Source organism: Embleya australiensis (assembly GCF_051903075.1).
Taxonomy (GTDB): domain Bacteria; phylum Actinomycetota; class Actinomycetes; order Streptomycetales; family Streptomycetaceae; genus Embleya.
Genome location: NZ_CP182422.1, coordinates 3,550,723 through 3,575,210 on the forward strand (window position 1 = coordinate 3,550,723; position 24,488 = coordinate 3,575,210).

22 protein-coding genes, 1 tRNA gene, 1 other RNA gene and 1 pseudogene are annotated in these 24,488 nt (G+C 70.0%); 11 read left to right on the plus strand and 14 right to left on the minus strand.

Features of this window, described 5'->3' with window-relative positions:
* Positions 1-768 (plus strand): GntR family transcriptional regulator, encoded by a 768-nt coding sequence (locus ACMXN5_RS15100; protein ID WP_439675696.1) that lies wholly within the window; start codon positions 1-3, stop codon positions 766-768.
* A 986-nt stretch (positions 769-1,754) separates the two neighbouring features.
* Entirely contained in the window at positions 1,755-2,459 is a 705-nt protein-coding gene (locus tag ACMXN5_RS15105) for an RHS repeat-associated core domain-containing protein (protein WP_439675697.1), read from the plus strand.
* Positions 2,460-2,898: 439 nt separating this feature from the next.
* On the opposite strand, the gene ACMXN5_RS15110 is transcribed toward ACMXN5_RS15105, so the two are convergent.
* Together ACMXN5_RS15110 and ACMXN5_RS15115 are read right to left on the minus strand one after the other, a co-directional pair.
* Positions 2,899-3,594, minus strand: a complete 696-nt coding sequence (locus ACMXN5_RS15110) for a site-specific integrase (protein ID WP_439678011.1) — start codon at positions 3,592-3,594, stop codon at positions 2,899-2,901.
* Between the two features lie 140 nt (positions 3,595-3,734).
* On the minus strand, positions 3,735-3,860 hold the full coding sequence (locus ACMXN5_RS15115) for a hypothetical protein (RefSeq protein ID WP_439675699.1): 126 nt from the start codon (positions 3,858-3,860) through the stop codon (positions 3,735-3,737).
* 149 nt (positions 3,861-4,009) lie between these two features.
* On the opposite strand from ACMXN5_RS15115, the gene ACMXN5_RS15120 reads away from it, so the two are divergent.
* Genes ACMXN5_RS15120 through ACMXN5_RS15130 form a run of 3 tightly spaced genes read left to right on the plus strand, consistent with a single transcriptional unit; the run spans position 4,010 to position 6,677 of the window.
* Positions 4,010-4,336 carry a hypothetical protein gene (locus ACMXN5_RS15120; protein WP_439675700.1) on the plus strand — a complete coding sequence of 109 codons (327 nt, stop codon included), beginning with the start codon at positions 4,010-4,012 and terminating at the stop codon, positions 4,334-4,336.
* Positions 4,320-4,805 (plus strand): cell wall hydrolase, encoded by a 486-nt coding sequence (locus tag ACMXN5_RS15125; protein WP_439675701.1) that lies wholly within the window; start codon positions 4,320-4,322, stop codon positions 4,803-4,805. Before ACMXN5_RS15120 ends, ACMXN5_RS15125 begins: the two co-directional genes overlap by 17 nt.
* Positions 4,806-4,817: 12 nt before the next feature.
* Entirely contained in the window at positions 4,818-6,677 is a 1,860-nt protein-coding gene (locus ACMXN5_RS15130; RefSeq protein ID WP_439675703.1) for a S9 family peptidase, read from the plus strand.
* Between the two features lie 87 nt (positions 6,678-6,764).
* On the opposite strand, the gene ACMXN5_RS15135 is transcribed toward ACMXN5_RS15130, so the two are convergent.
* The 9 genes from ACMXN5_RS15135 to ACMXN5_RS15175 all read right to left on the minus strand — a co-directional run bounded on the left by ACMXN5_RS15135 (position 6,765) and on the right by ACMXN5_RS15175 (position 16,097).
* Positions 6,765-7,556 (minus strand): SURF1 family protein, encoded by a 792-nt coding sequence (locus ACMXN5_RS15135; RefSeq protein ID WP_439675704.1) that lies wholly within the window; start codon positions 7,554-7,556, stop codon positions 6,765-6,767.
* Positions 7,557-7,599: 43 nt separating this feature from the next.
* Positions 7,600-8,589, minus strand: a complete 990-nt coding sequence (locus ACMXN5_RS15140) for a hypothetical protein (RefSeq protein WP_439675706.1) — start codon at positions 8,587-8,589, stop codon at positions 7,600-7,602.
* Positions 8,586-9,173 carry a SigE family RNA polymerase sigma factor gene (locus ACMXN5_RS15145; protein ID WP_439675708.1) on the minus strand — a complete coding sequence of 196 codons (588 nt, stop codon included), beginning with the start codon at positions 9,171-9,173 and terminating at the stop codon, positions 8,586-8,588. The genes ACMXN5_RS15140 and ACMXN5_RS15145 overlap by 4 nt, the downstream gene beginning before the upstream one ends.
* Positions 9,174-9,500: 327 nt before the next feature.
* The gene (locus ACMXN5_RS15150; protein WP_395798478.1) at positions 9,501-10,568 is read right to left on the minus strand and encodes an aspartate-semialdehyde dehydrogenase; all 1,068 of its coding nucleotides are present in this window, start codon (positions 10,566-10,568) and stop codon (positions 9,501-9,503) included.
* Entirely contained in the window at positions 10,565-11,833 is a 1,269-nt protein-coding gene (locus ACMXN5_RS15155; protein ID WP_126639165.1) for an aspartate kinase, read from the minus strand. Before ACMXN5_RS15155 ends, ACMXN5_RS15150 begins: the two co-directional genes overlap by 4 nt.
* 233 nt (positions 11,834-12,066) lie before the next feature.
* Positions 12,067-12,687 carry a DUF5063 domain-containing protein gene (locus ACMXN5_RS15160; RefSeq protein ID WP_395798480.1) on the minus strand — a complete coding sequence of 207 codons (621 nt, stop codon included), beginning with the start codon at positions 12,685-12,687 and terminating at the stop codon, positions 12,067-12,069.
* On the minus strand, positions 12,680-13,279 hold the full coding sequence (gene recR / locus ACMXN5_RS15165) for a recombination mediator RecR (protein WP_379998800.1): 600 nt from the start codon (positions 13,277-13,279) through the stop codon (positions 12,680-12,682). Before recR ends, ACMXN5_RS15160 begins: the two co-directional genes overlap by 8 nt.
* Positions 13,280-13,481: 202 nt before the next feature.
* On the minus strand, positions 13,482-13,826 hold the full coding sequence (locus ACMXN5_RS15170) for a YbaB/EbfC family nucleoid-associated protein (protein ID WP_078976477.1): 345 nt from the start codon (positions 13,824-13,826) through the stop codon (positions 13,482-13,484).
* A 129-nt stretch (positions 13,827-13,955) separates the two neighbouring features.
* Positions 13,956-16,097, minus strand: coding sequence for a DNA polymerase III subunit gamma and tau (locus ACMXN5_RS15175; protein WP_439675709.1), 2,142 nt, complete (start codon positions 16,095-16,097; stop codon positions 13,956-13,958).
* Between the two features lie 102 nt (positions 16,098-16,199).
* On the opposite strand from ACMXN5_RS15175, the gene ffs reads away from it, so the two are divergent.
* From ffs to ACMXN5_RS15190, 3 genes are all read left to right on the plus strand, one after another.
* An RNA gene (ffs, locus tag ACMXN5_RS15180) (signal recognition particle sRNA small type) lies at positions 16,200-16,299 on the plus strand.
* 61 nt (positions 16,300-16,360) lie between these two features.
* Positions 16,361-16,445, plus strand: a tRNA-Ser gene (locus ACMXN5_RS15185).
* 404 nt (positions 16,446-16,849) lie between these two features.
* Positions 16,850-17,032 (plus strand): hypothetical protein, encoded by a 183-nt coding sequence (locus ACMXN5_RS15190; protein ID WP_439678012.1) that lies wholly within the window; start codon positions 16,850-16,852, stop codon positions 17,030-17,032.
* On the opposite strand, the gene ACMXN5_RS15195 is transcribed toward ACMXN5_RS15190, so the two are convergent.
* Complete coding sequence (locus ACMXN5_RS15195) at positions 16,954-19,296, minus strand: 2OG-Fe(II) oxygenase (RefSeq protein ID WP_439675711.1); 2,343 nt, start codon at positions 19,294-19,296, stop codon at positions 16,954-16,956. The genes ACMXN5_RS15190 and ACMXN5_RS15195 overlap by 79 nt on opposite strands.
* Before the next feature lie 228 nt (positions 19,297-19,524).
* Here ACMXN5_RS15195 and ACMXN5_RS15200 point away from each other — a divergent pair, with 228 nt between their 5' ends.
* Together ACMXN5_RS15200 and ACMXN5_RS15205 are read left to right on the plus strand one after the other, a co-directional pair.
* Positions 19,525-20,253, plus strand: a complete 729-nt coding sequence (locus ACMXN5_RS15200) for a hypothetical protein (RefSeq protein WP_439675712.1) — start codon at positions 19,525-19,527, stop codon at positions 20,251-20,253.
* A gap of 587 nt (positions 20,254-20,840) precedes the next feature.
* Positions 20,841-21,559: pseudogene (locus ACMXN5_RS15205) on the plus strand (DUF234 domain-containing protein); the annotation flags it as partial.
* 355 nt (positions 21,560-21,914) lie between these two features.
* Here the strand turns inward: ACMXN5_RS15205 and ACMXN5_RS15210 are convergent.
* Positions 21,915-22,874 (minus strand): alpha/beta hydrolase, encoded by a 960-nt coding sequence (locus ACMXN5_RS15210; RefSeq protein WP_439675713.1) that lies wholly within the window; start codon positions 22,872-22,874, stop codon positions 21,915-21,917.
* A 100-nt stretch (positions 22,875-22,974) separates the two neighbouring features.
* Complete coding sequence (locus ACMXN5_RS15215; protein WP_439675715.1) at positions 22,975-23,292, minus strand: putative quinol monooxygenase; 318 nt, start codon at positions 23,290-23,292, stop codon at positions 22,975-22,977.
* A gap of 144 nt (positions 23,293-23,436) precedes the next feature.
* On the opposite strand from ACMXN5_RS15215, the gene ACMXN5_RS15220 reads away from it, so the two are divergent.
* The gene (locus ACMXN5_RS15220) at positions 23,437-24,342 is read left to right on the plus strand and encodes an AraC family transcriptional regulator (RefSeq protein WP_439675716.1); all 906 of its coding nucleotides are present in this window, start codon (positions 23,437-23,439) and stop codon (positions 24,340-24,342) included.
* Positions 24,343-24,488: the final 146 nt, after the last annotated feature.

Consider the following 24,488-nt stretch of genomic DNA (forward strand, 5'->3'; position numbering starts at 1 on the left):
ATGCCCAAGGCGGATGAAGACGCCTTCGACCGGCGACCGCTCCATGAGCGCATCGCTGCCGATCTACGCGACGAAATCATGTCCGGCGACCTTGAGCCTGGCGCGAGCCTCCCCTCGACGCAGCGACTCAAGGAGCGCTTCGACGCGTCGAACGCAACTGTCCAGAAGGCTCTACAGGTGCTGAAGGACGAGCGCTTGGTCGTCGGCCGAGCGGGCGCCGCAGTGACCGTTCGCGAGCATCACCAAGAGACGGTGCGACCGGCCGACTTCGGACAACCGGCGGAGGCGGGCAAGCCGTACCGATGGCTCACAGAGGCGGGTAAGCAGGGCAAGCGGGGCAGCATCCAGCTCTTGGATGTGGCCGAAGTGCGCCCGCCTGGTGATGTGGCTGCGTGCCTGGAGTTGGGTGAGACCGGAACTGCGGTCATGCGTCGTCAACTCCTCATGCACGACGGGGACCCTGTCGAGCTGGTCACGTCCTATTACCCGCTCGAACTGGCCCGGGGAACCGTGATGGCCGAGCCTCGGAAGATCCGGGGCGGCACGCCCACGCTCCTCGCTGACATGGGCTATCCGCCGCGGCTCACCGTCGATCGAGTGTCCGCGCGCGTGCCCACCCAACAGCAGTATGAGGCGCTGCGCTTGCCCAGTGACCTCCCGATCCTGCGCACCCTCCGCGTGGTCTACAGCGACAACGACCGGCCGATCGAGGTCACGGTGATGGCCAAGGCCGGCCACCTGTATGAGCTTCAGTACGAGTTCGTCTAGGAGAAAGATCGTTGCCCGCTTGGCTCCCCGGGGAGCCAAGCGGGGAGCCATCCACGGCGAACAACCGAGGACTCTCGCGGACGTCGGCGGACCGAACAAGGAGAGGCGCCCAGGCCGTTCGTCAGCCGGTGGCTGGTAGTCGGGCCAACGAACACCGTTCGGGACGAAGAGGCCGTGGGTTCAAATCCCGCCACCCCGACCCAGGTCAGAGGCCCTATCGGATGATTCCGATGGGGCCTCTGGCACGTTGCCAGCACGAAAGTAGAGCAACCACGCCGGCTGCAAGCGACCCTCGCTGACCGCTGGGCGACCGCATCCGAAGACAAACGCACCGAGCCTGTCGGCAAGTTGACGGTCAAAATCGCGCGTGGCGACAGTGTCAGTCTCGCGGCCGACGATGCTCAGGTCGCGGCGGCTGTCTCGCAGGTCGCAGGCTTAGGGTCCACGGCTCAAGACATCGGCGAAACGCACCGCAATGCCGGGGATTGGTTTTGGAGCGGTCGTCTCAATGGCTCGGTCCAAATGAACCCACGGGCCATGGAAGGCCGCCTTCCGCTCCCGGGGAGTCAGCCGAAGGCCTGCTGAACTCTTCACACCATCATCGAAGCCATAACCGGGGTCCCGCAAGTGACCTTTATCATGCGACAAGATCAACGGTCATGGCCATTCGGGTGCTTTATCCGCAATATCTAGTCTGTTTGATCGCCGTGCGTCTTTCTAGGCCGGCCAAAGCGTGATCATGGCGATCGCGTTGCTGGAGGGGACTATGCGTGTACACACGCAGACTTCGTGCTGCCCCGAATCGGGCAGGACAATCATCCCGGCCATGGGTAACCTCGCGAGCCATCGCGATCGTCACCGCCGGGGCAATGGGCGCATCCTTACTTACCGGCGCCGGAACCGCATTCGCGGCCCGCAACAATCAAGATCCTATACCGAAGACCGATTCTCGTACGAACCCGACCACCGGCGACCTCACTCGTAACGTGAGCGGGCCCACCGGGAGCTTCGACGCGGTCACCGGCAAAACGGGCGGCGTACTGCTCACGCTGATGAACCTGCACGACGACGCGACCGTCTACCTGCCGCTGGACACCGCCGTCACGCCGACCGTGCTCGACTACGACGAGTACGGGGTTGCTCGGGTCGGTCAAAGCGCGGCTCGATACGGCTGGCTGGGTGGCGCGGTCCGGGCAACGGATGATCCGACAGGTGCTCTGCTCATGGGCGTGCGTGTGTACGAGCCGGGCTCCGGGCGCTTTCTCCAGACCGACCCGGTCCCTGGCGGGTCGGCGAGCGCGTACGACTATGTCGGCGCAGATCCGAGCAATGCCACGGATACCGCTGGCACCTATTCGAAGGGAAGCTCGTCGTTCAACTTCTTCTCGCCGGTGTGGTGGTTCACCGTGCATCTGAATCGCAACGAGACCTCATGGCTGGCGTGGGCAAGCGGAACGATCTTCAACGCCTTGTGGTATGCCGGTGGCAAGTGGAAGTGGGTTGCTCGCATCCTAGGCCGGGTTCTGACCATCCTGGAGATCTACCTGTTCTACATCTCGGCCACCGCGGCCTACGCTTCAGCTCGCGGGAACTGCGTTGCGATTCAGGTGTCCGGGGCCAAATGGCCATGGTCGAACGGAATCAAGTTCGTCGTTCCACCGTACTTGTGGTCGGAAAGGTGCCGTGGATGACAGCGGAACAGGAAAATCGCTCACGTAAGCTGTGGCTGATCTGGGAGCCGATATCAGCCATCGCGTTGGCCATTGCGGTGCTCTTGGCCTCAAACGGGAGCTGGGGGCTGTGCGCACTGATGGCCTTCACATCGGCGAGTGTCGCTATCGGCTGCTACCGACAGACGAGAGCCAACTCGTAACAAACCGAGAGGATTGAAGCGACGTTAGGCCCGCCGACGAGGTCGAGACCTCGTGGGCGGGCCTAACTCGGTGAGCGTGCAGGCTCAACCAGGCACGCGGACTCTCAACAAAGGCTCTACGACTCTCAGGCCAGAGCAAGGACCATGGATCCACGGGAAACGAGGTCTTCCCGCCAGACCTGCGCCGAGCCGAACGCTCGCGAACGCCGTGTCGGTCGTCATCGACCAGACAGGGCGTTCGCAAGACACGGCAACAGCTATGGTTGCCGGCTGCCTCCCTCAGTGGCCCGGTAAGGCGATCCACCCTCGTGAACCACTGACGCCGGATCAGCAGAACTGCCGTCGAGCGACGCACCGAGCTTCTTCAGCGCGTTACGGGTCTGTTCGGAGGGGACCTGGGTGTAGATCTCTATCGTCACCGCGAACTGCGAGTGGCGAAGGATCTGCATCGCCACGCGCGGGTGGACGTCCAAGGCGGCCAGGAGTGTGCCGCACGTCTTGCGGGTGTCGTGGACACGGATGAGCCGCACGCCGGCCCGCTGGCAGCGGAACTCGAAGCGCCGGTTGAAGTTGCGCGGCTCGATGGGCGTGCCGTACTTGGTGGTGAAGACGAGGTCGGATTCCGTCCACAGCTCGCGGGCGGCGAGCTTGTGAGCGTCGCGACTCTTTTCGCGCAGAAAGAGCGCCGCCCGGCACACGTCCGGTAGCGGGAGTACCGCCTCGGACGCGTCGGTCTTGACCTCGGAGTGCAGCAACCGGCGGCGCACGCGCTGGAGTTGTTGTTCGATGAGGATCTCTCCTCGGTCGAGCATCACGTCCTGCCGGCGCAGCCCGAGGACCTCGCCCTTGCGCAGACCGAGGACCAGGATCAGCACGTAGGCCCCGTAAAGGGGGTCGTGTTCCGCGCGGGCCGATTCGAGGAAGCGGCTCGCCTCGTCGGCCGACCAGGGGATGACCTTGCGGGGGACGGCGTTTGGCCATCTTGACGAGTTGGGCGACGTTGCGGGAGATCATCTCCTCGCTGATCGCGTAGGTAAGGGCGCTACGGAGCACTGTGCGGGCGTCGGCGACGGAGCGCTTGGACAGGGTCCGTTCACAGCACTTGCCGATCGCGCAGCAGCGGCGACGCTCGGGCGGGCGGGCGGCGTTCGTCCTTGTCCTGTGCGCAGCATTGGCAGGTGGTGGAGAGCTTCTTGAGCCACTCGCGGACGTCGCGCACGTTGAGCTTGTCGACGCGTTTCGTCCCGAGGAAGGGGACGATGTAGAGGCGGACGGCCGTTTCGTAGGTCGCCGCGGTGAGAGGCTTGAGGGCTTGCGGACCGCTTCACCGACCCCCGGCCGTTGTTCGCGGTCACCGTCGCGGGGGCGGTGGCAGGCTTGGGCCTGCTCGCGTTCGCGCCGGATCTCGCGCCATGGCCCACCATCGCGCTGCTCGGCCTGACGCTCGGCGGCGCGTTCCCGTTGATGTTGGTGATGCTCGTCCGCTTCGCGCCGAGCCCGGCGGCGGCCGGCCGGTTGTCCGCAATGACATTCCTGATCGGCTACCCGATCGCCGCCGCGCTTCAGATCGTGTTCGGCACCATTCACGACCTGACCGGCAACTACACCGCCGTGTTCGTGGTGCTGTTCGCGATGACGCTGGTGGAACTCGCGGTCTCGCTCGGGTTGGATCCCAAGCATGCCCGACACCCCTGACCGTTCGTCACCAGCCGTCTCTCTGTCACTGTCCGCCCTCCCGCCCCGCTTTCGGGACGTCCCATACGTCTACGCCCGACACCCGCAGACCGTCGCCGACGGTGACCTGAGCGCCGGCGCCAATTGCCAGCTGTACGCGTACGCCTTTCTCGCCCACCATGGCCTGCATGTCCCGCCACTGCGCTCGTCCGAGTTGTGGGCCGACGACACCGCGACCGTGCGGGTCACCGAACCCGCGCCGCTGGACCTGATCCTGTTCGACGCCGGCCCGCGCCCGGATCGGGATCCCGGCTATGCCGCACACGTCGGAGTGCATCTGGGCCCGGATCGGGTACTGCACCTGTGTCGGGAGGTCGGCCGGCCGGCCATCTGGTCGTACGCCGAGTTCGCCGCACGCCCCGGATACGCACGCCTGTTCGGAGTCAAACGGTGCCTGTCGGTGACGGAACACAATCGGGGCCGGGCGTAGTTGAATTGCGACATGCCCGCTCCCGAGAACACCGCCGCCGACACCGTCGAGACCACACCGTCGATCGCCGAGTCCACCCCGACCGTCCCCGCCTGGGAACGTCGCTACCGGGCGGCTCGGATCAGCCTGCCGCGCTGGGCCGACCACGCGCCCGCGAAGTCCGTCTTCGTCTCCAACGCCTCCGGCACGTTCGAGGTGTACGCGTGGGACCGCGTCACCGGCGAGCAGCGCCGGGTGACCGACCGGCCCAACGGCACCGCGTCGGCCCGGATCAGCCCCGACGGGCACTGGATCTGGTGGTTCGCGGACACCGACGGCGACGAGTTCGGGATCTGGATGCGCCAGCCGTTCGACGGCGGTCCGGACGAGCCGGCCGTGCCCGGCCTGGCGCCGTCCTACCCGGGCGGGCTCGGCCTCGCCATGGACGGCACCGTGGTGGTCGGCCGGATGAGCGACGACGAGGGCTCCTCGATCCACGTCGTACGTCCCGGCGCCGAGCCGGTGACCGTGTACCGGCACGCCGAGTCGGCCTGGTTGTCGGGGCTGTCCGAGGACGGCACGCACCTGGTCATCGCCCACAACGAGCACGGCGACGCGATGCGCTCGTCACTGCGCGTACTGCGCCTGGACGGCACGCCGGTCGCCGACCTGCACGACGGTCCCGAAGGGGGCCGACCGGACTCCGACCTGTCCTCGATGGGCTTCTCCCCCGTCGCCGGCGACCAGCGCCTGCTGGTCGTGCACCAGCGGCGCGGCCGGGACGAGGTGCTGGTGTGGGAGCCGCTGACCGGCACCGAGACCGAACTCGACCTCGGGCTGCCCGGCGACCTGTCCGCCGACTGGTATCCCGACGGCCGCGCGCTGCTGGTCGACCATGAGCAGCACGGGCGTTCCGAGTTGTACCGCTACGACCTCGACAGCGGCGAACTCGCCCGAATCGACACCCCGCCCGGCACCATCGGCGGCTCCGGCGCGCGCCCCGACGGCAGCGTCGAATACCACTGGTCCAGCGGCTCGACCCCCGCCGAACTGCGCTCGACCGCGGGCGGCGTGCTGCTCACCCCGCCCGGCGAACGCCCGCCCGGATCGGTCCCGGTCACCGACGCGTGGGTCGAGGGCCCCGGCGGCCGGGTGCACGCGCTGGTGTCCAAGCCGGTGGGCGAGGGCCCGTTCCCGACCGTGTTCAACATCCACGGCGGGCCCACCGCGCACGACGGCGACCACTTCGCCGCCGACGTCGCGGCCTGGGTCGACCACGGCTTCGCGGTGGTCCGGGTCAACTACCGGGGCTCGACCGGCTACGGCAAGGAATGGACCGACGCGCTGCGGGTGCGGATCGGCCTGATCGAGTTGGAGGACATCGGCGCGGTCCGCGAGTGGGCGGTCGAGTCGGGCCTGGCCGACCCGGAGCGCATCGTGCTCTCCGGCGGCTCGTGGGGCGGATACCTGACCCTGCTCGGTCTGGGCGTGCAGCCCGAGGCGTGGGCCCTGGGCCTGGCCGCGGTGCCGGTGGCGGACTATGTCACCGCCTACCACGACGAGATGGACGTGCTGAAGGCGATGGACCGCACGCTGCTCGGCGGCTCGCCCGAGGAGGTCCCGGAGCGCTGGGCCGCCTCCTCGCCGCTGACCTATGTCGAGCAGGTCCGGGTGCCGGTGTACATCAGCGCCGGCGAGAACGACCCGCGCTGCCCGATCAAGCAGATCGAGAACTACGTCGAGCGGCTGGCACAGCTGGGCAAGCCGCACGAGGTCTACCGCTACGACGCGGGCCACGGCTCGCTGGTCGTCGAGGAGCGAATCCGGCAGATGCGCCAGGAGTTCGCCTTCGTCGACGGGGTCATCGGCCTGCCGGTGCGCAACCCCGCGTAGGTCGCCGCGAGCGCGGGCCGATCACCTCGGCCCGCGCCGGCCGGCAGGACCGGTGCGCCCGCCCGGGCGCTCGGGTCCCGACGGCGCTCACGTCTCGATGCCCAGCTCCGCGAGGAGCTTCGTCTCCTGCTCTTCCGCGCGCTCGTCCGCCTCCCGACGCACCACGCGCCACCACACGAACACCGCGGCACCGGCGAACACGAACCACTGCGCGGTGTAACCGAGGTTCTGCCACGCCCGCCCCGAGATGCCGCCGCCCCCGGACGTCTTGGCCGGCGGCATCGGCACCAGCGCGGCCGAGTCGGCGGCCGGGGTCTGCGCGGTCAGCGCGATGAAGCCGTCGGTGAGCGGATAGGGCAGCACGTTGACCAGTTCGGGCGTGCTGATCATGGACAACTGCCCCGGCTTGAGGTCGGTGACCCGATCCACGTCGGAGGTGTGCTCGGCCTCCGACCACTCCAGTCGACCGGTGACGGTGACCGTGCCAGCGGGCGGCACGGGCACGGTCGCGCCCTCGACCCAGCCCCGGTTGACCACCACCGCGGGCGCGCCGGCCACAAGGAGCGGGGTGACCACGTACGACCCGGTGCGCCCGTCGTGGCGCCGCCCCGGCACCACCAGCTGGTGTGCCGGGTCATAGCTCCCGGTCACCGTGACCGCGCGGCCGCGCGCACCGCCCTCGACCCTGGCGCCCGGCGGCAGCAGTTCGGCGAGCGGCACCGCGGGCGCCACCGACACCTTCTCGCCGCCGTCCCCGCTCCGCTTGTGTTCGCCGTAGCGGTGGAACTGCCACAATCCCAGCGCCGCGCACACCGGGACCGCGACGAGCACGATCACGTGGAAGACCAGCCAGCGCGGCTGGAGCAGGAACCGGTACACCCCCCAACGGTAACCGTCCGCCGACGGGGGCCGATCCCGGGTCTCACCCCACGCGCGCGTACTCCCCGGTCCGGTAGATGTCGGTGCGGTACACGGTGCCGCCACACGTCGGCGTGAGCGGCACCTTGGCCACGTTGAAGTCGTTGGCGGCGAGCGCGTAGCCGAGCGCGGGCACCGGCGCCTTGGGCGCGTCGGCGGCACACGTGCCGTCCGCGCCCGGGGGTTGCGGCTTCCACGCGAACTGGAACTCGTACGCCTGCCCCGGTCGCAGCGTGATGCCCTGGGCGGACGAGGACGGCACCGGCAGCGCGGTCGCGGCGTCCGGGCTCGGCGCCTGGACCACCGTCACCTGCACGATCGGATTGCCGGGCGGGGAGACCACGACGACCACGCCGGGGCCGGTCACCACGCACTCCTTGGCCGCGTTGCTGCGCACCTGGAGCACGCCGTACGCCAGCCCGTCGGCACGGATCGGGCCCAACCGCGCCTCCTCCCCGGACATGTCGACGGTCCGACACGCGGGCGGCGGCTTGACCGGCGGCGCCGACTCGCTCGGCGACGCGCTCGACGACGGCGGCGTGCTCTGCCCCGTCCCGGTGCCCGCGCTCTGCCCGCTGCTGGGCGCGATCGAGGAACCTGACCCGCTGGTGGGACTGCTGCCCCGGGAGGCGGGATGGGTCTGCCCGGCGCCCGGCAGGCCCGCGCTGACCCCCTCGCTCGGCCCCGGCAGCGGCTCGGTCGCGTTGACCGACGACGAGGACGAGCGGACACCGCCGACATTCGACCTGGAGTCGTCGCCGTCGGTCACCGCGGTGCGCAGGACGGGCGTGCCGATCAGGATCGCCGCGGCCAGCCCTGCGGCGCCGAGCGTGGCCATCCGACGCTGTCTGCGGCGGGCGGGCACGGCGGCGCGCAGCCGGTCGAGGGCGTCCGGCGCGGGCTGCACGTCGGACACGGCCTGGTGCAGCCGCCGGCGTACCTCTGCCGCGAGGTCGTCGGGGTCGGGACCGAGGGTCCCCGGGTCGTTCTTCACGGCGTCTCCATCCGGGCCCGGAGGGCTTCCAGTCCGCGTGAGGCGTACGCCTTCACCGAGCCGACCGACAGCCCGAGCAGATCGGCCACCTGAGCCTCTGTCAGATCAGCGTAATAGCGCAGCACGATCACTTCCCGCTGCCGCCGTTGCAATTCGCGCAACGCCCGTACCAGCACGTCGCGTTCCGCTACGTGTCGCGAACCGTCCTCGGTACTCGTCGAGTTCGGTTCCGGTTTGGAGAGTAGCCGCATGCCCATGATCCGCCGCCGCAGCGTCGACCGGGACAGGTTCACCACGGTCTGCCGCAGGTAGGCCAGCGTCTTGTCGGCCTCGCGCAACCGGTGCCGGGCGGTGTGCACCCGGACGAACGACTCCTGCACCACGTCCTCACACGAATCGGTGTCGTCGAGCAACAGGGAAGCCAAGCGCAACAACGAACCATAGTGCGCGCGGTAGGTCTCGGTGAGGACGTCGATGGAGACGCCCGCGTCAGAGGACACGGAAGCTCCCGAAACGTCCGGTTCCAGCGCACCGACCACGGGCATGCGAACCGGGCGCAGCACCGGTTCCACCCTCACGACCATTTCTGCCACGACTGTTGGACACCCGACCCCCCGGGAAGGTTGTATGCGCCTGCGATCCGGGGACGGTCGTCGGCTTCAGCCACGCGTCCGCCCACCGTAGTGGGCCGGATGACATGCAGTCAGCTACTCGGGGCGGGGAACGTCCGCGACGGGACGGTCCGTTGCGGAAAGGTTCGTGACGGAAACGTCCGCTACGGAGAGGTTCGTGGCGGAGAGGCTCGTGGCGCGCTTGCCGTGGCGGCGGCGGTCACGACCCGCAGCCGCACGCACGGCAGCCGGCGTCCCCACCCGGGGAGCGCCGGCTGCCGCGTCGGTTCGCGGACGGGCCTAGTCGCGCTCGGTCAGCTCGGCGGCGACGACCTCGGCGATCTGGGCGGTGTTCAGCGCCGCGCCCTTGCGCAGGTTGTCCCCGCACATGAACATGTCCAGCGCGAACGGGTCGTCGATCGAACGACGCACCCGGCCGACCCAGGTCGGGTCGGTACCGACCACGTCGGCCGGCGTCGGGAACTCGCCGTTCTCCGGGTCGTCGCACAGCACGACGCCGGGGGCGCCGTCCAGGATCTCGTGCGCCCGGGCCACCGACACCTCGTTCTCGAACACGGCGTGCACCGCGAGGGAGTGCGTGGTGATCACCGGGACGCGCACGCAGGTCGTGTGCACCTTGAGGTCGGGCAGACCCAGGATCTTGCGGGACTCGTTGCGGACCTTCAGCTCCTCGGACGACCAGCCGTCGTCCTTGAGCGAGCCGGCCCACGGCACCACGTTGAGCGCGAGCGGCGCCGGGAACGGGCCGAAGTCGCCCACCGCGCGGCGCACATCGCCGGGCTGGGTGCCCAGCGTACGGCTGTCGGCGACCTTGGCGATCTGCTCGCGCAGCGCGTCGACACCGGGCTGACCGGCGCCGGAGGCGGCCTGGTACGAGGCGACCACCAGCTCCTTGAGGCCCAGTTCGGCGTGCAGCGCGCCGAGGGCGACGACCATGGTCAGCGTCGTGCAGTTCGGGTTGGAGATGATGCCGCGCGGCCGTACGCGCGCCGCGGCGGCGTTGACCTCGGGCACCACGAGCGGGACCTCGGGGTCCATCCGGAACGCGCCGGAGTTGTCCACCGCGACCGCGCCCTTGCTCGCGGCGATCGGCGCCCAGTGCGCGGAGACCTCGTCGGGCACGTCGAACATCGCGACGTCGACGCCGTCGAAGCACTCCTCGCTCAGCGCGATCACCTCGACCTCCTCGCCGCGCACGACGAGCTTCTTGCCCGCGCTGCGCGCCGACGCGATCAGGCGGATCTCGCCCCACACGTCCTGGCGGGTGGAGAGCAGTTCGAGCATCACCGTGCCGACCGCGCCGGTGGCGCCGACGACGGCCAGGGTGGGCTTGTCCTTGCGGGTCATCGGCCGGTACCTCCGTAGACGACGGCTTCGCCGGACTGGTCGTCCAGGCCGAACGCGGTGTGCACGGCCTGCACGGCGGCCGGAACGCCGTCGGCACGGCAGACCACCGAGATCCGGATCTCGGAGGTCGAGATCAGCTCGATGTTCACCCCCGCGCCGGTGAGCGATTCGAAGAACTTGGCGGTCACGCCCGGGTGCGAGCGCATGCCGGCGCCGACCAGCGAGATCTTGCCGATCTGGTCGTCGTAGCGCAGCGACTCGAAGCCGATCTCGGCCTGGGCCTTGGTCAGCGCGGTCATCGCGTTCTGGCCGTCCGACATCGGCAGCGTGAAGGAGATGTCGGTGCGGCCGGTGGAGGCCGCGGAGACGTTCTGCACGATCATGTCGATGTTGATCTCGTTGTCCGCCACCAGGCGGAAGATCTTGGCCGCCTCGCCCGGCTTGTCCGGGACCCCGACCACCGTGATCTTCGCTTCGCTGGTGTCGTGGGCGACCCCGGAGATGATCGCGTGCTCCATGTCGTCCCCTTCGGGTTCATCCGTCACCCAAGTGCCGACGAGTCCCGAGAAGGACGACCGCACGTGCACGGGCATGTCGTAGCGGCGGGCGTATTCCACACACCGCAGGTGCAGCACCTTGGATCCGCTCGCGGCCAGCTCCAGCATCTCCTGGTAGCTGATCCGGGAAATCTTCCGGGCCTTCTTCACCACGCGGGGGTCGGCGGTGAAGATGCCGTCCACGTCCGTGTAGATCTCGCAGACCTCGGCGTCGAGCGCGGCGGCCAGCGCGACGGCGGTGGTGTCCGAGCCGCCGCGGCCGAGCGTGGTGATGTCCTTGGTGTCCTGGGACACGCCCTGGAATCCGGCCACGATCGCGATCGCGCCCTCGTCGAGCGCGGAGCGGATCCGACCCGGCGTCACATCGATGATGCGCGCTTTGTTGTGGACCGCGTCGGTGATCACACCGGCTTGGCTGCCGGTGAACGACCGTGCGTCGACGCCCAGGTTTTTGATCGCCATCGCCAGCAGCGCCATCGACATCCGCTCACCCGCGGTGAGCAGCATGTCGAGCTCGCGCCCGGAAGGGATGGGGCTCACCTGCTGCGCCAGATCGATCAGCTCGTCCGTCGTGTCGCCCATCGCGGACACCACCACGACCACTTCGTGGCCCTGCTTCTTGGTGTCGACGATTCGCTTGGCCACGCGCTTGATGCCCTCGGCATCGGCGACGGAGGAGCCGCCGTACTTCTGCACGACAAGGCCCACGTGCGCTCCTCGCTTGATATCTGTGCGGTCGGCTCAGTCTAACTAGGCCGCACAGTGGTCAAAGCTTTATTCACATTGTGAGACGTACGTATCACTAAGCGGGCAGTCGGAACCGAACGCCCATGTCGGGGCGCCGGGGTGGCGGCGGCCGCCGTACGCCGGGCCCGGGGTGGGACTCCCCCCGTGCGCGGGCTGGTTGCGGCTGCGCGTTTGTCCGCGTTCAGGGGTGGTGTTCAGGTGTGCGGGCCGCCGAGGACCACGGCCTCGTCGAGCTGTTCGGCGAGTTCGTCGACCAATTCGTCGGCCAGCGCCTGTCCGGCCGGGTCCAGACTCTCCATGATCGGATCGTCCAGCCGCGCGTGCGAGACCACCGACTGCAGCGCGCGCAGTACGGCGCTCGCGGTGGCGCCCCAGTTGGACAGGTACGAGAACTGCCACCACCACAGCGCCTCGCGGTCGCGCCCGGCCCGGTGATGGGCGAGCCCGTGCGCGAGGTCGGCGACCACGTCGGCGACGTCGTCGGACAGCCGCGCGGCGACCGGCTTGGACTTGGGCACATACGGGTCGAAGACCTCGTAGTAGACGTCGATCGGCTCCAGCAGCCGGGACAGCGCCGAGCGCAGCGCGTCGACGTCGGGGTCCGGGCCCGAGTCGGGTTCGAATCGGTCGTCGGGCACCACGTCGGCGATCGCGCCGAGCCGGCCGCCCGCGAGCATCAGCTGCGAGACCTCCAGGAGCAGCATCGACACCGCCTGCTCCGGCTCCTCGCCCTTGGCCACCTCGGTGACGGCCAGGACGAAGCTGTCGATCTGGTCGGCGATCTCACTGGTGAATTCGTTCAGGTCGTCAGACATCGAGCAGTCGTCTCCCCTCGAAGGCACGCCCGAGCGTGACCTCGTCGGCGTACTCCAGGTCGCCCCCCACCGGCAGCCCGCTGGCCAACCGGGTCACCCGCAGACCCATCGGCTTGCACAGGCGAGCCAGATACGTCGCGGTCGCCTCTCCTTCCAGGTTCGGGTCGGTGGCCAGGATCAACTCGGTCACCGTGCCGTCCGCGAGCCGGGTCATCAGCTCACGGATCCGCAGGTCGTCGGGGCCCACACCCTCGATCGGGCTGATCGCGCCGCCGAGCACGTGGTAGCGGCCCCGGAACTCGCGGGTCTTCTCGATCGCCACGACATCCTTGGACTCCTCGACCACGCAGATCACCGCGACGTCGCGTCGCGGATCGCGGCAGATTCGGCACTGCTCCGATTCCGCCACGTTGCCGCATGTGACGCAGAACCGCACCTTGTCCTTGACCTCGGTGAGCGCGTGCACGAGGCGCCGGACGTCGGCCGGGTCGGCCGCCAGGAGGTGGAAGGCGATGCGTTGCGCGCTCTTCGGCCCTACACCGGGCAGTCGGCCCAGCTCGTCGATGAGGTCCTGTACGACGCCTTCGTACACCTACCGTCTCCCTGCTCGCTCTGGTTGTGGGTGGGTTCGTTGTCGGTGGGTTCGTCGGGCTCGTTTTTTGTCGATGGGTTCGTCGGTGGATTCGTTGTCGATGGGTTCTTGTCGGTGGGTTCTTGTCGGTGGGTTCTTGTCGGTGGGTTCTTGTCGGTGGGTTCTTGTCGGTGGGTTCGGCTTTCGGTCGGGCGGATCCGGCTCACATGCCGGGCAGGCCCAGCGGGCCGCCGGCACCCATGCCCTGGGCGAGCGGGCCCATCAGCTGGGACTGCATCTCCAGGGCGGCACGGTTCGCGTCGCGCACCGCGGCGACGATCAGGTCGCCGAGGGTCTCCGTGTCCTCAGGATCCACCGCGGACGGCGAGATCTCCAGAGCCAGCAGCTCGCCGGCCCCGGATACGGTCGCGGTCACCAGGCCGCCACCGGCGCTCCCGGTCACCTGGGTGCGGGCGAGTTCGTCCTGCGCCGCCATCAGGTCCTGCTGCATCTTCTGCGCCTGCTGCAGCAGCTGCTGCATGTCGGGCTGGCCACCACCGGGAAACACCTGGACACCCTTCGTCGCTCGCACGCGGCCTCGCACCGCCTCGGGCGGCCCGCTTCAGCGTGCCCGTCCTGCGGTCGAGCCTACGGCTCCGGGCGGGGCGGACGCGCGGCGACGGCACGGTTCGCCGGGTCAGGTGGTCGGCGACTCGTCGATGATGGTCGCGCCCAGCTCGCGGGCGAGCAGTTCGTGGGTGGACTGGCCGCCGTCGTCGGCGAGGTCCTCGTCGTCGTAGCGGCCGAAGTCCTCGGGGATGTCGAAGTCCGGTTCGGGGGGCGGCGGGGGTGGGGCCTGTTGGGGCTGCTGGGGTTGCTGGGGTTGCGGGCGGGCGGGCGGCTGCGGCGAGGGGGTGGCGGGGCGGGGCTGGGTCGCGGCCTGGGTCGGGGCGTGCGGCGGGGCGGGGGTGCTCGCGGGCGCCGGCGGCGGGGTGCCGGGCCAGGCGCCGGGCGCGGGGGCGGCCGGGGCGGTGGGCTGCCGGTCGGCCGGGGGCATCGGGGTCGGGGTCGGTGCGGGGGCCGGGCGGTGGGTGGGGGCGGCGGTGCCCTCGCCGGCGACGACGCAGTCGATCCGCCAGTCGAGGCCGAACGCGTCCAGGACGGCCTGGCGCACGATCTCGTCGCGCCCGCTGCTGCGGAAGCCCTCGCGGGTGCCGGCCTGCTCGAACGCGAGGGTGAGCGTGGTGCCGTCGAAGCCGGCGACGGTGACGGTCTGGAGCATCATCCAGGCGACCCGGTTGCGGGCTCGGACGGCGTCGAGGATCTGCGGCCACATCTCGTGGACGCGGGTCAGGTCGCCGGCGGGGGCGGGGGGTGCCTGGGGTGTGGGCTGCTGGGTTTGGGGCTGTTGGGCCTGGGGCTGCTGGGGCTGCGGGTGTTGGGGAGCCGGCGGGCGGCCCTGGGCGGGGGGCAGGCCGGAGCCGGCGGCGCGAGCCTGGGGCCAGGCGCCGGGCTGTTGGGGCTGCGGGTGTTGGGGCTGCTGCTGCGGCTGTTGTACGGGGGGCGGGGCCTGGGGCGGCGCCGGGGCGGCGGCCTGCTGTCGGGCGGCGGGCGCGGGCGCGTCGGCGCGGGCGGGCTCCGGGCCGGCGGGCGCGGCCGGCGCGGCGGGGAGGCCGCCGACGGAGACGCGGCGCTCGAGGCGTTCCAGGCGCGTCTGCAGACCCTGCTCACCGGAGTCCACGGCGGGCAGCAGGACGCGGGCGCAGATCAGCTCCAACTGCAGCCGCGGCGCGGTGGCCCCGCGCATCTCGGTGAGCCCGGTGTTGACGATGTCCGCGGCCCGGGTGAGCCCGGCCCGGCCGAACTCGGCGGCGTGCCGGACCATCCTCGCCAACTGATCGGCCGGCACATCGATCAGGCCCTTGTCGGCCGCGTCGGGCACCGCGGCCAGGATCACCAGGTCGCGCAGCCGCTCCAGCAGGTCGGCCACGAACCGGCGCGGGTCGTAGCCCCCCTCGATCACCCGGTCGACCAACTCGAACGCGGCCCCGCCGTCCTGCGCGACGAACGCCTCGACCACGTCGTCCAGCAACGACCGGTCGGTGAATCCGAGCAGGGAGGTGGCCATCGCATAGGTGACCCCGTCGTCGGCGGCCCCCGCCAGCAACTGGTCCATCACCGACATCGAGTCCCGGACCGAGCCGGCCCCCGCCCGCACGACCAGCGGCAGCACGGTCGGCTCGACCTTGATCCCCTCGGCCTCGCACACCGACGCCAGGTGATCGCGCAGCACGCCGGGCGGCACCAACCGGAACGGATAGTGGTGCGTCCTGGACCGAATGGTCCCGATGACCTTCTCCGGCTCGGTGGTGGCAAAAATGAACTTCAGGTGCTCCGGCGGCTCCTCGACCACCTTGAGCAACGCGTTGAAGCCCGCCGACGTGACCATGTGCGCCTCGTCGATGATGTAGATCTTGTAGCGCGAACTCACCGGCGAGAAGTGCGCCTTCTCGCGCAGGTCGCGCGCGTCGTCCACACCACCGTGCGACGCCGCGTCGATCTCGATCACGTCGATGCTGCCGGGCCCACCGAGCCCCAGATCCCGACACGACTGACACTCGCCACAGGGCGTCGGGGTAGGCCCCTGCTCACAGTTGAGACACCGGGCGAGAATGCGCGCACTGGTGGTCTTGCCACACCCCCGCGGCCCACTGAAGAGGTAGGCGTGATTGACGCGATTATTGCGCAGGGCCTGCATCAGGGGTTCCGTCACGTGCTCCTGCCCGATGACCTCTGCGTAGGTCTCGGGTCGATAGCGACGGTAGAGGGCGAGCGACACGCCCCCGACGATAGCCGGGCCGAACGACAGACGCGGAACGCCCGACCACCCCCACCACCCCCGCCCGTACCCGAACCCCACCCCGAGTCGGGTACTGTAGGCGCCGGACCCCCCGTGCGGCGGTATCCCTCCTGAACCTCCCCAGGGCCGGAAGGCAGCAAGGATAGGGAGGCTCTGCCGGGTGCACGGGGGGTTCACTGCATCCCACCCCCACTCGAATAGGGGTGCGCGAGCACCCACGGACCTCCTGTAAGCTTCCGCACGGAGGATTCGCCTAGTGGCCTAGGGCGCACGCTTGGAAAGCGTGTTGGGTTCACACCCTCACGAGTTCGAATCTCGTATCCTCCGCAGCCGCCTGAACAGGCGAAAACGAAGAGCCGAGCCGCGAATGCGGCTCGGCTCTTCGGTGTGCGCTGGTTGCAGTTCTGGTTGCATTTACAGGCGACATCAAGGACATCTCGACGGGCAAGCAGGCGCACGCCCGTCACCCGCTGCGGGCAGTCGGCACCGACCTGCACTGCGGAGGTCCTGCGGAACCTGGCTGTGGATGTCGCGGCGGTTGCCGACGGCCAGGACCCACACGCTCAGCTGACGGTCCTCAGCGGTGTGGACAACGCAGTGGTCACCAACCCCGGCCAGGAAAGTGATGGCCCTCAACGAGTAGATCCCCGAGTTGGACAGACTCGTCGAAGGCCGGGCTCGCGCACACGAACTCGCTGACAGTCCAGAGCGTCCCCGGCATCGGCGCCGTCCTGGGCGCGGGGTTTCTCGCGGTCGGCGGCGGCTGGGAGGAGTTCGCCTCGCCGGACGCCTTGACGGCCTTCACCGGCGCCACTCCCGCGCCCGGCGCTTCGTGTCACGGCCTCGTGTCGACTCCGGCCTCGCCGGAAAGGTTCCATGTCGAGGCCAACCAGGCCAGGTCGGCTCCGGCCTGACGACGGATCGCCCGCTCGCGCGAGAACAGCTCCTCGGTCTTCGTCAGCACCAGCGTGTACGGACGTCCCTGCCGCCTGGTCCGATGGTCCACAGGCAACTCGGCCGCGTCGATCCTGCTGTGCACGTGCCGCCGCCCGTCCTTCGCCAGCGGCCACTCCAGCGTCCGCCGCGAACGGGAGCCGAGAAAGGCACCCAGGGTGCCGCACAGATCGCAGCCGCACCCGGTCCACGCCACCGACCAGTCGTCTGCGGCGCGTGGCACCCGTCGCGCGAGCGCGCCGAGCCGGTCCCCGCACTCCCGTGCCACCGCCGCAAGCCCCGCTGCCCGGGGCTCGCACTCCGTCTGTTCCCGCGCCGCGTGGCTCAGCATCGGCAGCAGGCACTCGAGGACCGTGTCCGGGCAGGAACGCAACGCCGCCATGATCCGGCCGCGCAGCCGAGCGTCGGCCGCTTCCAGGATGCGCAGCAGCGGCAGGCTCAGCCGCTCCAACCGCGCGCGGCGGATCTCGGCCGGCCCGGTTTCGGTCCACAGCCGCAGCTCACCGTCCACCTGGGTCCAGGCCCCGGTCGACAGCAGCTGGGCCACCTCCGGACTCCCGGCGGAGCACAGCGCCGCGCACAGCCGGGGAAGCCGCTCGGTCCAGCCGTACCGGTGTTCCTCGAAGTGGCTGTGCGCGCCACCGAACCAGCCCTCGGTGACCTGGCCCAGCCAGGGGACGCCGTACCGCTTCGCCACCGCGGCCAGGCCGCCCGTGTGTTCCGGAGTGAGCGCGTCGATCCGGAACGGCTCAAGGAGCATCGCGGCGGTCCCGGGCGTCTGAAGGCCCTCGGCCACCCGCAGCGCGCTCCCCAGTTGCCCGGGCTGTACGCCACTGCCCTTCCAGAACGGTGCGAGGGACTCGGCCGCGGCGCGTGCGCTCTCCTGGTCACCCGTCGTGATACGGGCCTGCAGTTCCTCGAGTGCCCACCGCGATCCGGCCTCGCCGCGCGCCGCGAAGGCCCGCTCTCGTGGCCACACCACGACTGCGGCCCGCCGATACCAGCGGTCCAGCGTGTTGCCGTAGTTGCCCATGTAGCCCTCGTACTGGGAGTCATAGGGCTTCAGGTCCGCGCTCGGGGTACTGGCGCAGCTCTCGTAGTCGCGGACGTACAGCGAAATCTGCTCGCCGCCGGCGCCGTCCGGACCGGTCCACCAGCCGAGGGTGATCTCGTCGTCGATGAGCTCGCCGAGCTCGTAGTCCTCGTCGGCACCAGCGGCCTCGACCGCGGCTGCGCCCTCTCCCTCTCCGTCTTCGTCCTCCTCTTCGTCGTCGTAGCCGTAGTCGTCCCAGGGGTCGTACCCGGCCGGATTGGCGTCCCAGGTCTCCTTCACCTCGGCGAGGGCGAGTACGGCCTCGCACTCCGCCTGGGTCGCCGCGGCGCGCAGCAGCGCGGCACGCTCCGCGTCGGCGCCCTTGAGCCGGTCCCAACCGAGACCCCGTTGGGTGTACTCGTGATCGAGCAGGTAGACAAGCCGACGGGGCGGATCGAGGTCCTGGCCGCCATAGCGGGGCCTGGCCGGAGCGTTGAAGTGCTGCTCCAGGCAGTGCGCAATGTCGTCGAGCGGGCCGGACTCCTGCTCCGGGGCCCCTCGCTCGACCAGCAGGTTGAACGTGAGGGTCACCCGGTAGCCGCTCCTGACCCGTGTCACCTCGTGCGGGCAGTCGGCGTAGAAGGCCACCAGGCTCAGCTCCGTCTTCGACGCACGGTAGGTCCGGTTCTGCCCGGCGTGCCCGATGACCAGCTCGCCGCCGGTGTGTGCCGAGGGCAGCGACAGCACCAGCGTGCCCACCATGGCGTCGTCCTTCTCCGAGTCCTGGTGGGGGAGGAAGAACTGCCCCTTGCCGTACACGAGAAGCGCGTGCGGCTCGGCCCTCAGCCTGCTCCGGGTGGGCAGCCCGAGCTCGCTCCGGAAGTACTCCAGCGCGCCGTCGAGCAGCGTCGGCCAGGCCGGGCCGCCCAGCGTGACCTGGCCCGGCGGGATCTGCCACGTGTCGCGCACACTGCTGTCGCTCAGGGTGTCCTCCCCCCGGCCGAACAGCGCCGGACGCGCCACCGCGATGAGCTTCTTCACCTGCGGCGCACGCAGCGGCAGGCGCACCGGTCCGACCCCGGCCACCTCAAGGCCGACACCGTCGGCCGGTGCTTCGAGCCGGGCGCTGAACTCCGCCGCCTTCGACCCGCCCAGCAGCATCCCCAGCCGCTCCCTCGCACTCTTGGCCATCGCTGCGCCCTCCCTGTTCCCACGGCCGTGCCGCCTCGCCCCGACTTTACGGAGCGGCGGGGCCGCAGGTAGCCGTCTCACCCGTACGGGAACGCCTTCCCCGGCACGGACGGGCGGCCGGGAAACGCCCGGATCGGGCCCGCATGCCCACGCACGTCCCCCGTCCGGGGACAACGGGAACAGCCGATCCCGGCGTCTGACGCCCCGGCGCTGCGGCACAATGGCCCCGTGCACGACGACGATGCTCAACTGCTGTACCAGGTACGGTCGCTGCGGGAGAAGGGCAGCGGACCGAAGCAGATCGCGCGGGCCCTCGGGCTGAAACCGGCCCGGGCGAGCGCGCTGGTGCGCCAGGTGGCCCACGAACAGCAGACCACGGCCGAGCCGGCCGAGCGCCCGGCGGTGGGCTGCTGGGTGAACGCCGGTTGGAGCACGGACCTGGAGCTGTCCGAGGCCCCCGACTGGGCGCGCGCCGACGCCGAGGGCGCCGGGGATCCCGAGGCCGCCGGTTTCGCCCAGGTCCTGATCGCCCGCCAGGAGCGGGCCAGCCGGGTCACCGTCTGCGGGTTCCTGGTCGACGTCTACTGCCTCGGCGTCAAGGACACCGGCGGCCCACAGGTGATGGGCGGGGGATCGCTGGACGCCTACGTACGCGACTACTACCGGGCGTTCGGCCGGCCTCCGCTGCGGATCAGCCTGGATCAGGCGCAGAGCATCGTGCACGGTGGTGTGGCCTACGCCCGCGCCCTCGGCTTCGAGCCCGCGCCGGACTTCGCACAGATCTCCGTACACCTCGGCGAGCCCGGCCCGGCCGCCCCGCGAATCGGCTTCGGTCGCCAGGGGAAGCCGTTCTACATCAACGGCCCACGCGACGACGCCCAAAAGATCGTACGCACGCTGGAGCGCACCTGCGGCGCGGGCGACTACGACTACGTCGTGGGGACGGGGTCTCTGTGACCGGCAACCACGACGAGCGGCGGGTACGCACGATCGAGCACGAGGCGCAGGCCACCTGAAGGCGGTGCTCCAGCTGTGCGCGGCAGGCCGGCTGCGCTGCAGTAAGAAGACGCTCCGCCCGTCCGCGGCGACGGTCAAGGCGGTTGCGGAAGCACTCGACGGCGGCGATTTCTACGCCGAGGAGCCGATCGCGTCCTTCGCCTGGCCGCTGCTGCTCCAGGCCGGCGGACTCGCCGAACTCACCTCCGGAAAACTCGCACTGACCGCACGCGGCAGGGCGGCGCTGACCAAACCGGCACACGACACGCTCGCCCTTGCTGTGGCGGCGCTGGCTCAGCCGCGGCGTGATCGACGAGTTCTCCCGGGTCGAAGCGATCAAGGGCCAACGCGCGGCGAACGTCCTCACCGCCGTCAAGCCGCGCCGAGCCCAGGCCGGCGCGGCCCTGTCCGACTGTGCACCCAGTGAGTGGACCGATGTCGACACGCTCTTCCGCACCATGCGCAAGGCCGGTCACGGTCCCAGGATCGCCCGCAGTGAGCGCGCCCTGTGGAAGCTCTATCTGGAGGACCCCGAGTACGGCAGCCTCGGGGCGCTGCTGGTCTCGGCCGAGCGCTCACTGGCCGCCGAGTTTCCACCGCAGGCGATGAGCAGGGAGGTCCTGCGGGCCATCGGAAGCGGGGAGCGGACCTTCACCAACATCGCGCGTGCCGCGGGCGGCATCGCCCACACCACTCTCACCCGGGCCACTGATGTCCTGACCGAGAAACGTGTCGTGGCCACCGAGCTGCCGCTCTCACTGCGGCCGTCGAGGGAGCGCCGCTACCGGGTGGCCGACCCTTACCTGCGGTTCTGGCTCGCGTTTCTGGATCCGCACATGGCGGAGATCGAGCGAATGCGCGGGGATCTCACTCTGAGCTGGATCAAGGAGCAGTGGACGAGTTGGCGGGGACGTGCTGTCGAGCCGATGGTCCGGGAATCTCTCGCCCGCCTCCTGCATGACGAGTTCCTGCCCGCCACCTCGGCGATCGGCGGCTACTGGACCCGCGGCAATCACGTGGAAATCGACCTGGTGGGCGCGCCGATCGGCAGCCGGTAGCCAAGCAGTTGCTCTTTCTCGGCTCGGTCAAGTGGCTGGAGAACTCCGGGTCCGACAGCCACGACCTGGCCGCGCTGCACAAGCACCGGGCGGCGATCACCGACGAGCCCGTACCGCTGATCGCGGTCCCCCGCAACGGAGTCAGCTGTTCCGGGCTCCAGGCGGCGTACGGCTCAGAGGATCTGCTCAGGCCCTGGCGCAGGGGGTGAGCAGCGGCTGGAATCCCATGGTTGCAGTTCTGGTTGCATTCACCTTCGTTCAGCACCGTCCGAAACCTCCACAGCCACCGGTTCCGCCGCAGGTCAGGACGCCCCCGGCTGGGCCCCGACCCCCAGACGAACATTTGAAAAGCGTGTTGGGTTCACCCCTCACGAGTTCGAATCTCGTATCCTCCGCCGGCCTGAACAGGCAAAACGTTGCCCCCGGTCGCCCTGCGGCCGGGGGCAACGTCGTTGTGGGTCTCGGTTCTGGTCTGGTTGCGGCGCATCTGGCCCTCGCTTCCGTGCCTGGCCTTCGTGTGCCGAGGCGGTGGCGGGCGCGGTGGCGGCGCTGCGGGTTGCGGCGTTATGCGGCGTGCAGGAGCCGGGCGAGCCAGTCGGTGCGGGTGCGGCGGGCCGTGGCCGAGATGTGCGCCTGCGGGTACAGGGCGTCGAAGCCGTGGAAGCCGCCTGCCCAGACGTGGAGTTCGGCCTGTCCGCCGGCCGCCCAGATCCGGGTGGCGTAGTCGGTGTCCTCGTCGCGGAACACTTCGGCGGAGCCGGTGTCGATGTAGGTGGTCGGCAGGTTCGAGAGATCGTCGGCCGGCGAGGGTGAGACGTACGCGGGCACGTCGTCATCGGTGAGGTCGCCGAGAACGCAGCGCCGGCCGAAGTCGTTCATCTCGCGGGTCCAGACGCCGGGCCCGCCGGAGTACTGGCGGCTGGAGGTGCTGTTGTTGCGGTGGTCGAGCATGGGGCAGGTCAGTATCTGCGCGGCGATCGCCGGAGTGCCGAGGTCGCGGGCCAGCAGGGTGACGCCGGCCGCCAGGCCACCGCCCGCGCTGGCTCCCGCGACGATGATCCGGGCGGGATCGACGCCCAGTTCCTGGGCGTGTTCGGCCACCCAGAGCAGTCCCTGGTAGCAGTCGTCGACGGGGACGGTGCCGGTGGCCTCGGGCGCCGGCCGGTAGTCCACGGACACCACGACCGCGCCGAACGCGTCGAGCCACTCCAGCGGAATGTCGATCTGCGAGAAGCGGTCACCCATCACCATTCCGCCGCCGTGGATCCAGTACACGCAGGGCGCGGCGGTGGTGCGGTCGGCGCTCCCGGGGGTGAAGACCGACAGGGGTATCGGAGTGCCGTCCTTGGCGGGCACGGTGACCTCGCGCCGGTCGACCCGCCGGTCGGCGAGCAGGGACTCGACGGGCGTCGAGGGGTACTGCCGCAGTTGTGCGAGCAATTCCATGGTCAGCTCGGACATCAGCGGCATCTCGGAGAGCAGGTCGCGAAGTTCGGGGTCCAGGGCGGGGCGCGCTGTGGTCATGGTCGTCGGTCTTTCGCGGGATGGTGCGGGGGCGTTCGGGCGGGGATTTCGGGTGGGGTGAGGGCCGCCTCGGCAGGCGCCGGGGCGGCCACCCCGGGGCCTACAAGGCGGCCTTGCCGCAGACCGGGACGTAGTCGGTGTTCTCCGGCTCCTTGGCCAGCAGTCCGCCGATCCGCGCCACGATCGCCTGGGCGGCCTCGCCGGCGAACGTCCGGTGGTGGTCCTCCTCGGTGGTCCATCCCTCGGTGACGTGTACGACGTCGGGGTCGGAAGCGGAACGCGAGACCAGGTAGACGACGCAGTGCTCGCTCGCGCCGGGGCTGCCCTCGTCCAGGCCGGTCGACAACAGAGCGACCAGCCGGTCGCCCATTCCGGGCGCGGCGGTCAGAGTGGCGTTGAATCCGTAGTTGGCAATCATGGGGAGCCTTCTTCGTTTCAGTGGAGTGGACTGCTTCCATTCAATGCCCCTGACCTGCGGGAATGTTAGAACGATTCTCTCGCGCTCTTGCATGATCCTCGCGACTCCGGGAGTACTACCGCGCGTTGCTGCTGAAATGGGCGCATGCCCCTCGATGAGTTCCGCGACCTGCTGGCCCGGCACGCCCGACCCGACTGGACCACCGCCGTCGACGGCGTCCTGATCTCGAAGGTCGACCGGCCCGACCCGCCCGCGCCCTCCATGTCCGGCACGGTCCTGGCGGTCATCGCCCAAGGCGCCAAACGGCTCGCGCTGGGCGACCGGGTCTACGAGTACGGCCCGGGGCAGTACCTGGTCGCCTCCGTCGACCTGCCGGTCACCGGACAGTTCACCCAGGCCGACCCCGGCCGCCCGGCGCTGGGTTTCGGGCTCGTTCTCGAACCGTCCGCCGTTGCCGAGCTCCTGCTGGAGGCTGGCCCCGGAGACATGCCCCGCACCGGCGGCGGCCCGCCGTCGGGGATCGCCGTCAGCAATGCCCCGCCCGCCCTCCTGGACGCGGTGGTCCGGCTGCTGCGCCTGCTCGACGAACCCCGCGACCGCGCCGTGCTGGCCCCGCTGGTCAAACGCGAGATCCTGTGGCGTGTGATCACCGGCGAGCAGGGTGCGACGGTGCGCCAACTGGGCATCGCCGACAGCGGCCTCAGTCATGTCTCACATGCCGCACGCTGGATCCGTGAGCATTACGCCGAGCCCTTCCGGGTCGAGGACGTGGCCCGCCTGTCCGGCATGAGCGCCTCCGCGTTCTACCGCAACTTCCAGGCGGTGACCGCGATGAGCCCCATCCAGTTCCAGAAGCAGATCCGGCTACAGGAAGCGCGGCTGCTGCTGGCCACCCACCCGGGCGACGTCGCCGGGGTCGGCCGGCGCGTCGGCTACGACAACCCGTCGCAGTTCAGCCGCGAATACCGCCGCCGGTTCGGCGCGCCTCCGGGCCGGGACGCGGTCCGCCTGCGGGACGCCGCCTGCGGCCCGGCAAGCGTCATGCCCTGAGTGCGGTCGCACAGAATGGGAGAATCGTGTAAGGAGGGGCGAGGATAGTTCTACTGTTTTCCCAGTTCAGAGCGATTCAATGGGATCACTGAAACCCCCGCCGAGCAGGAATGAACATTCCGGTTCGCGGATCCCACCGCATCGCA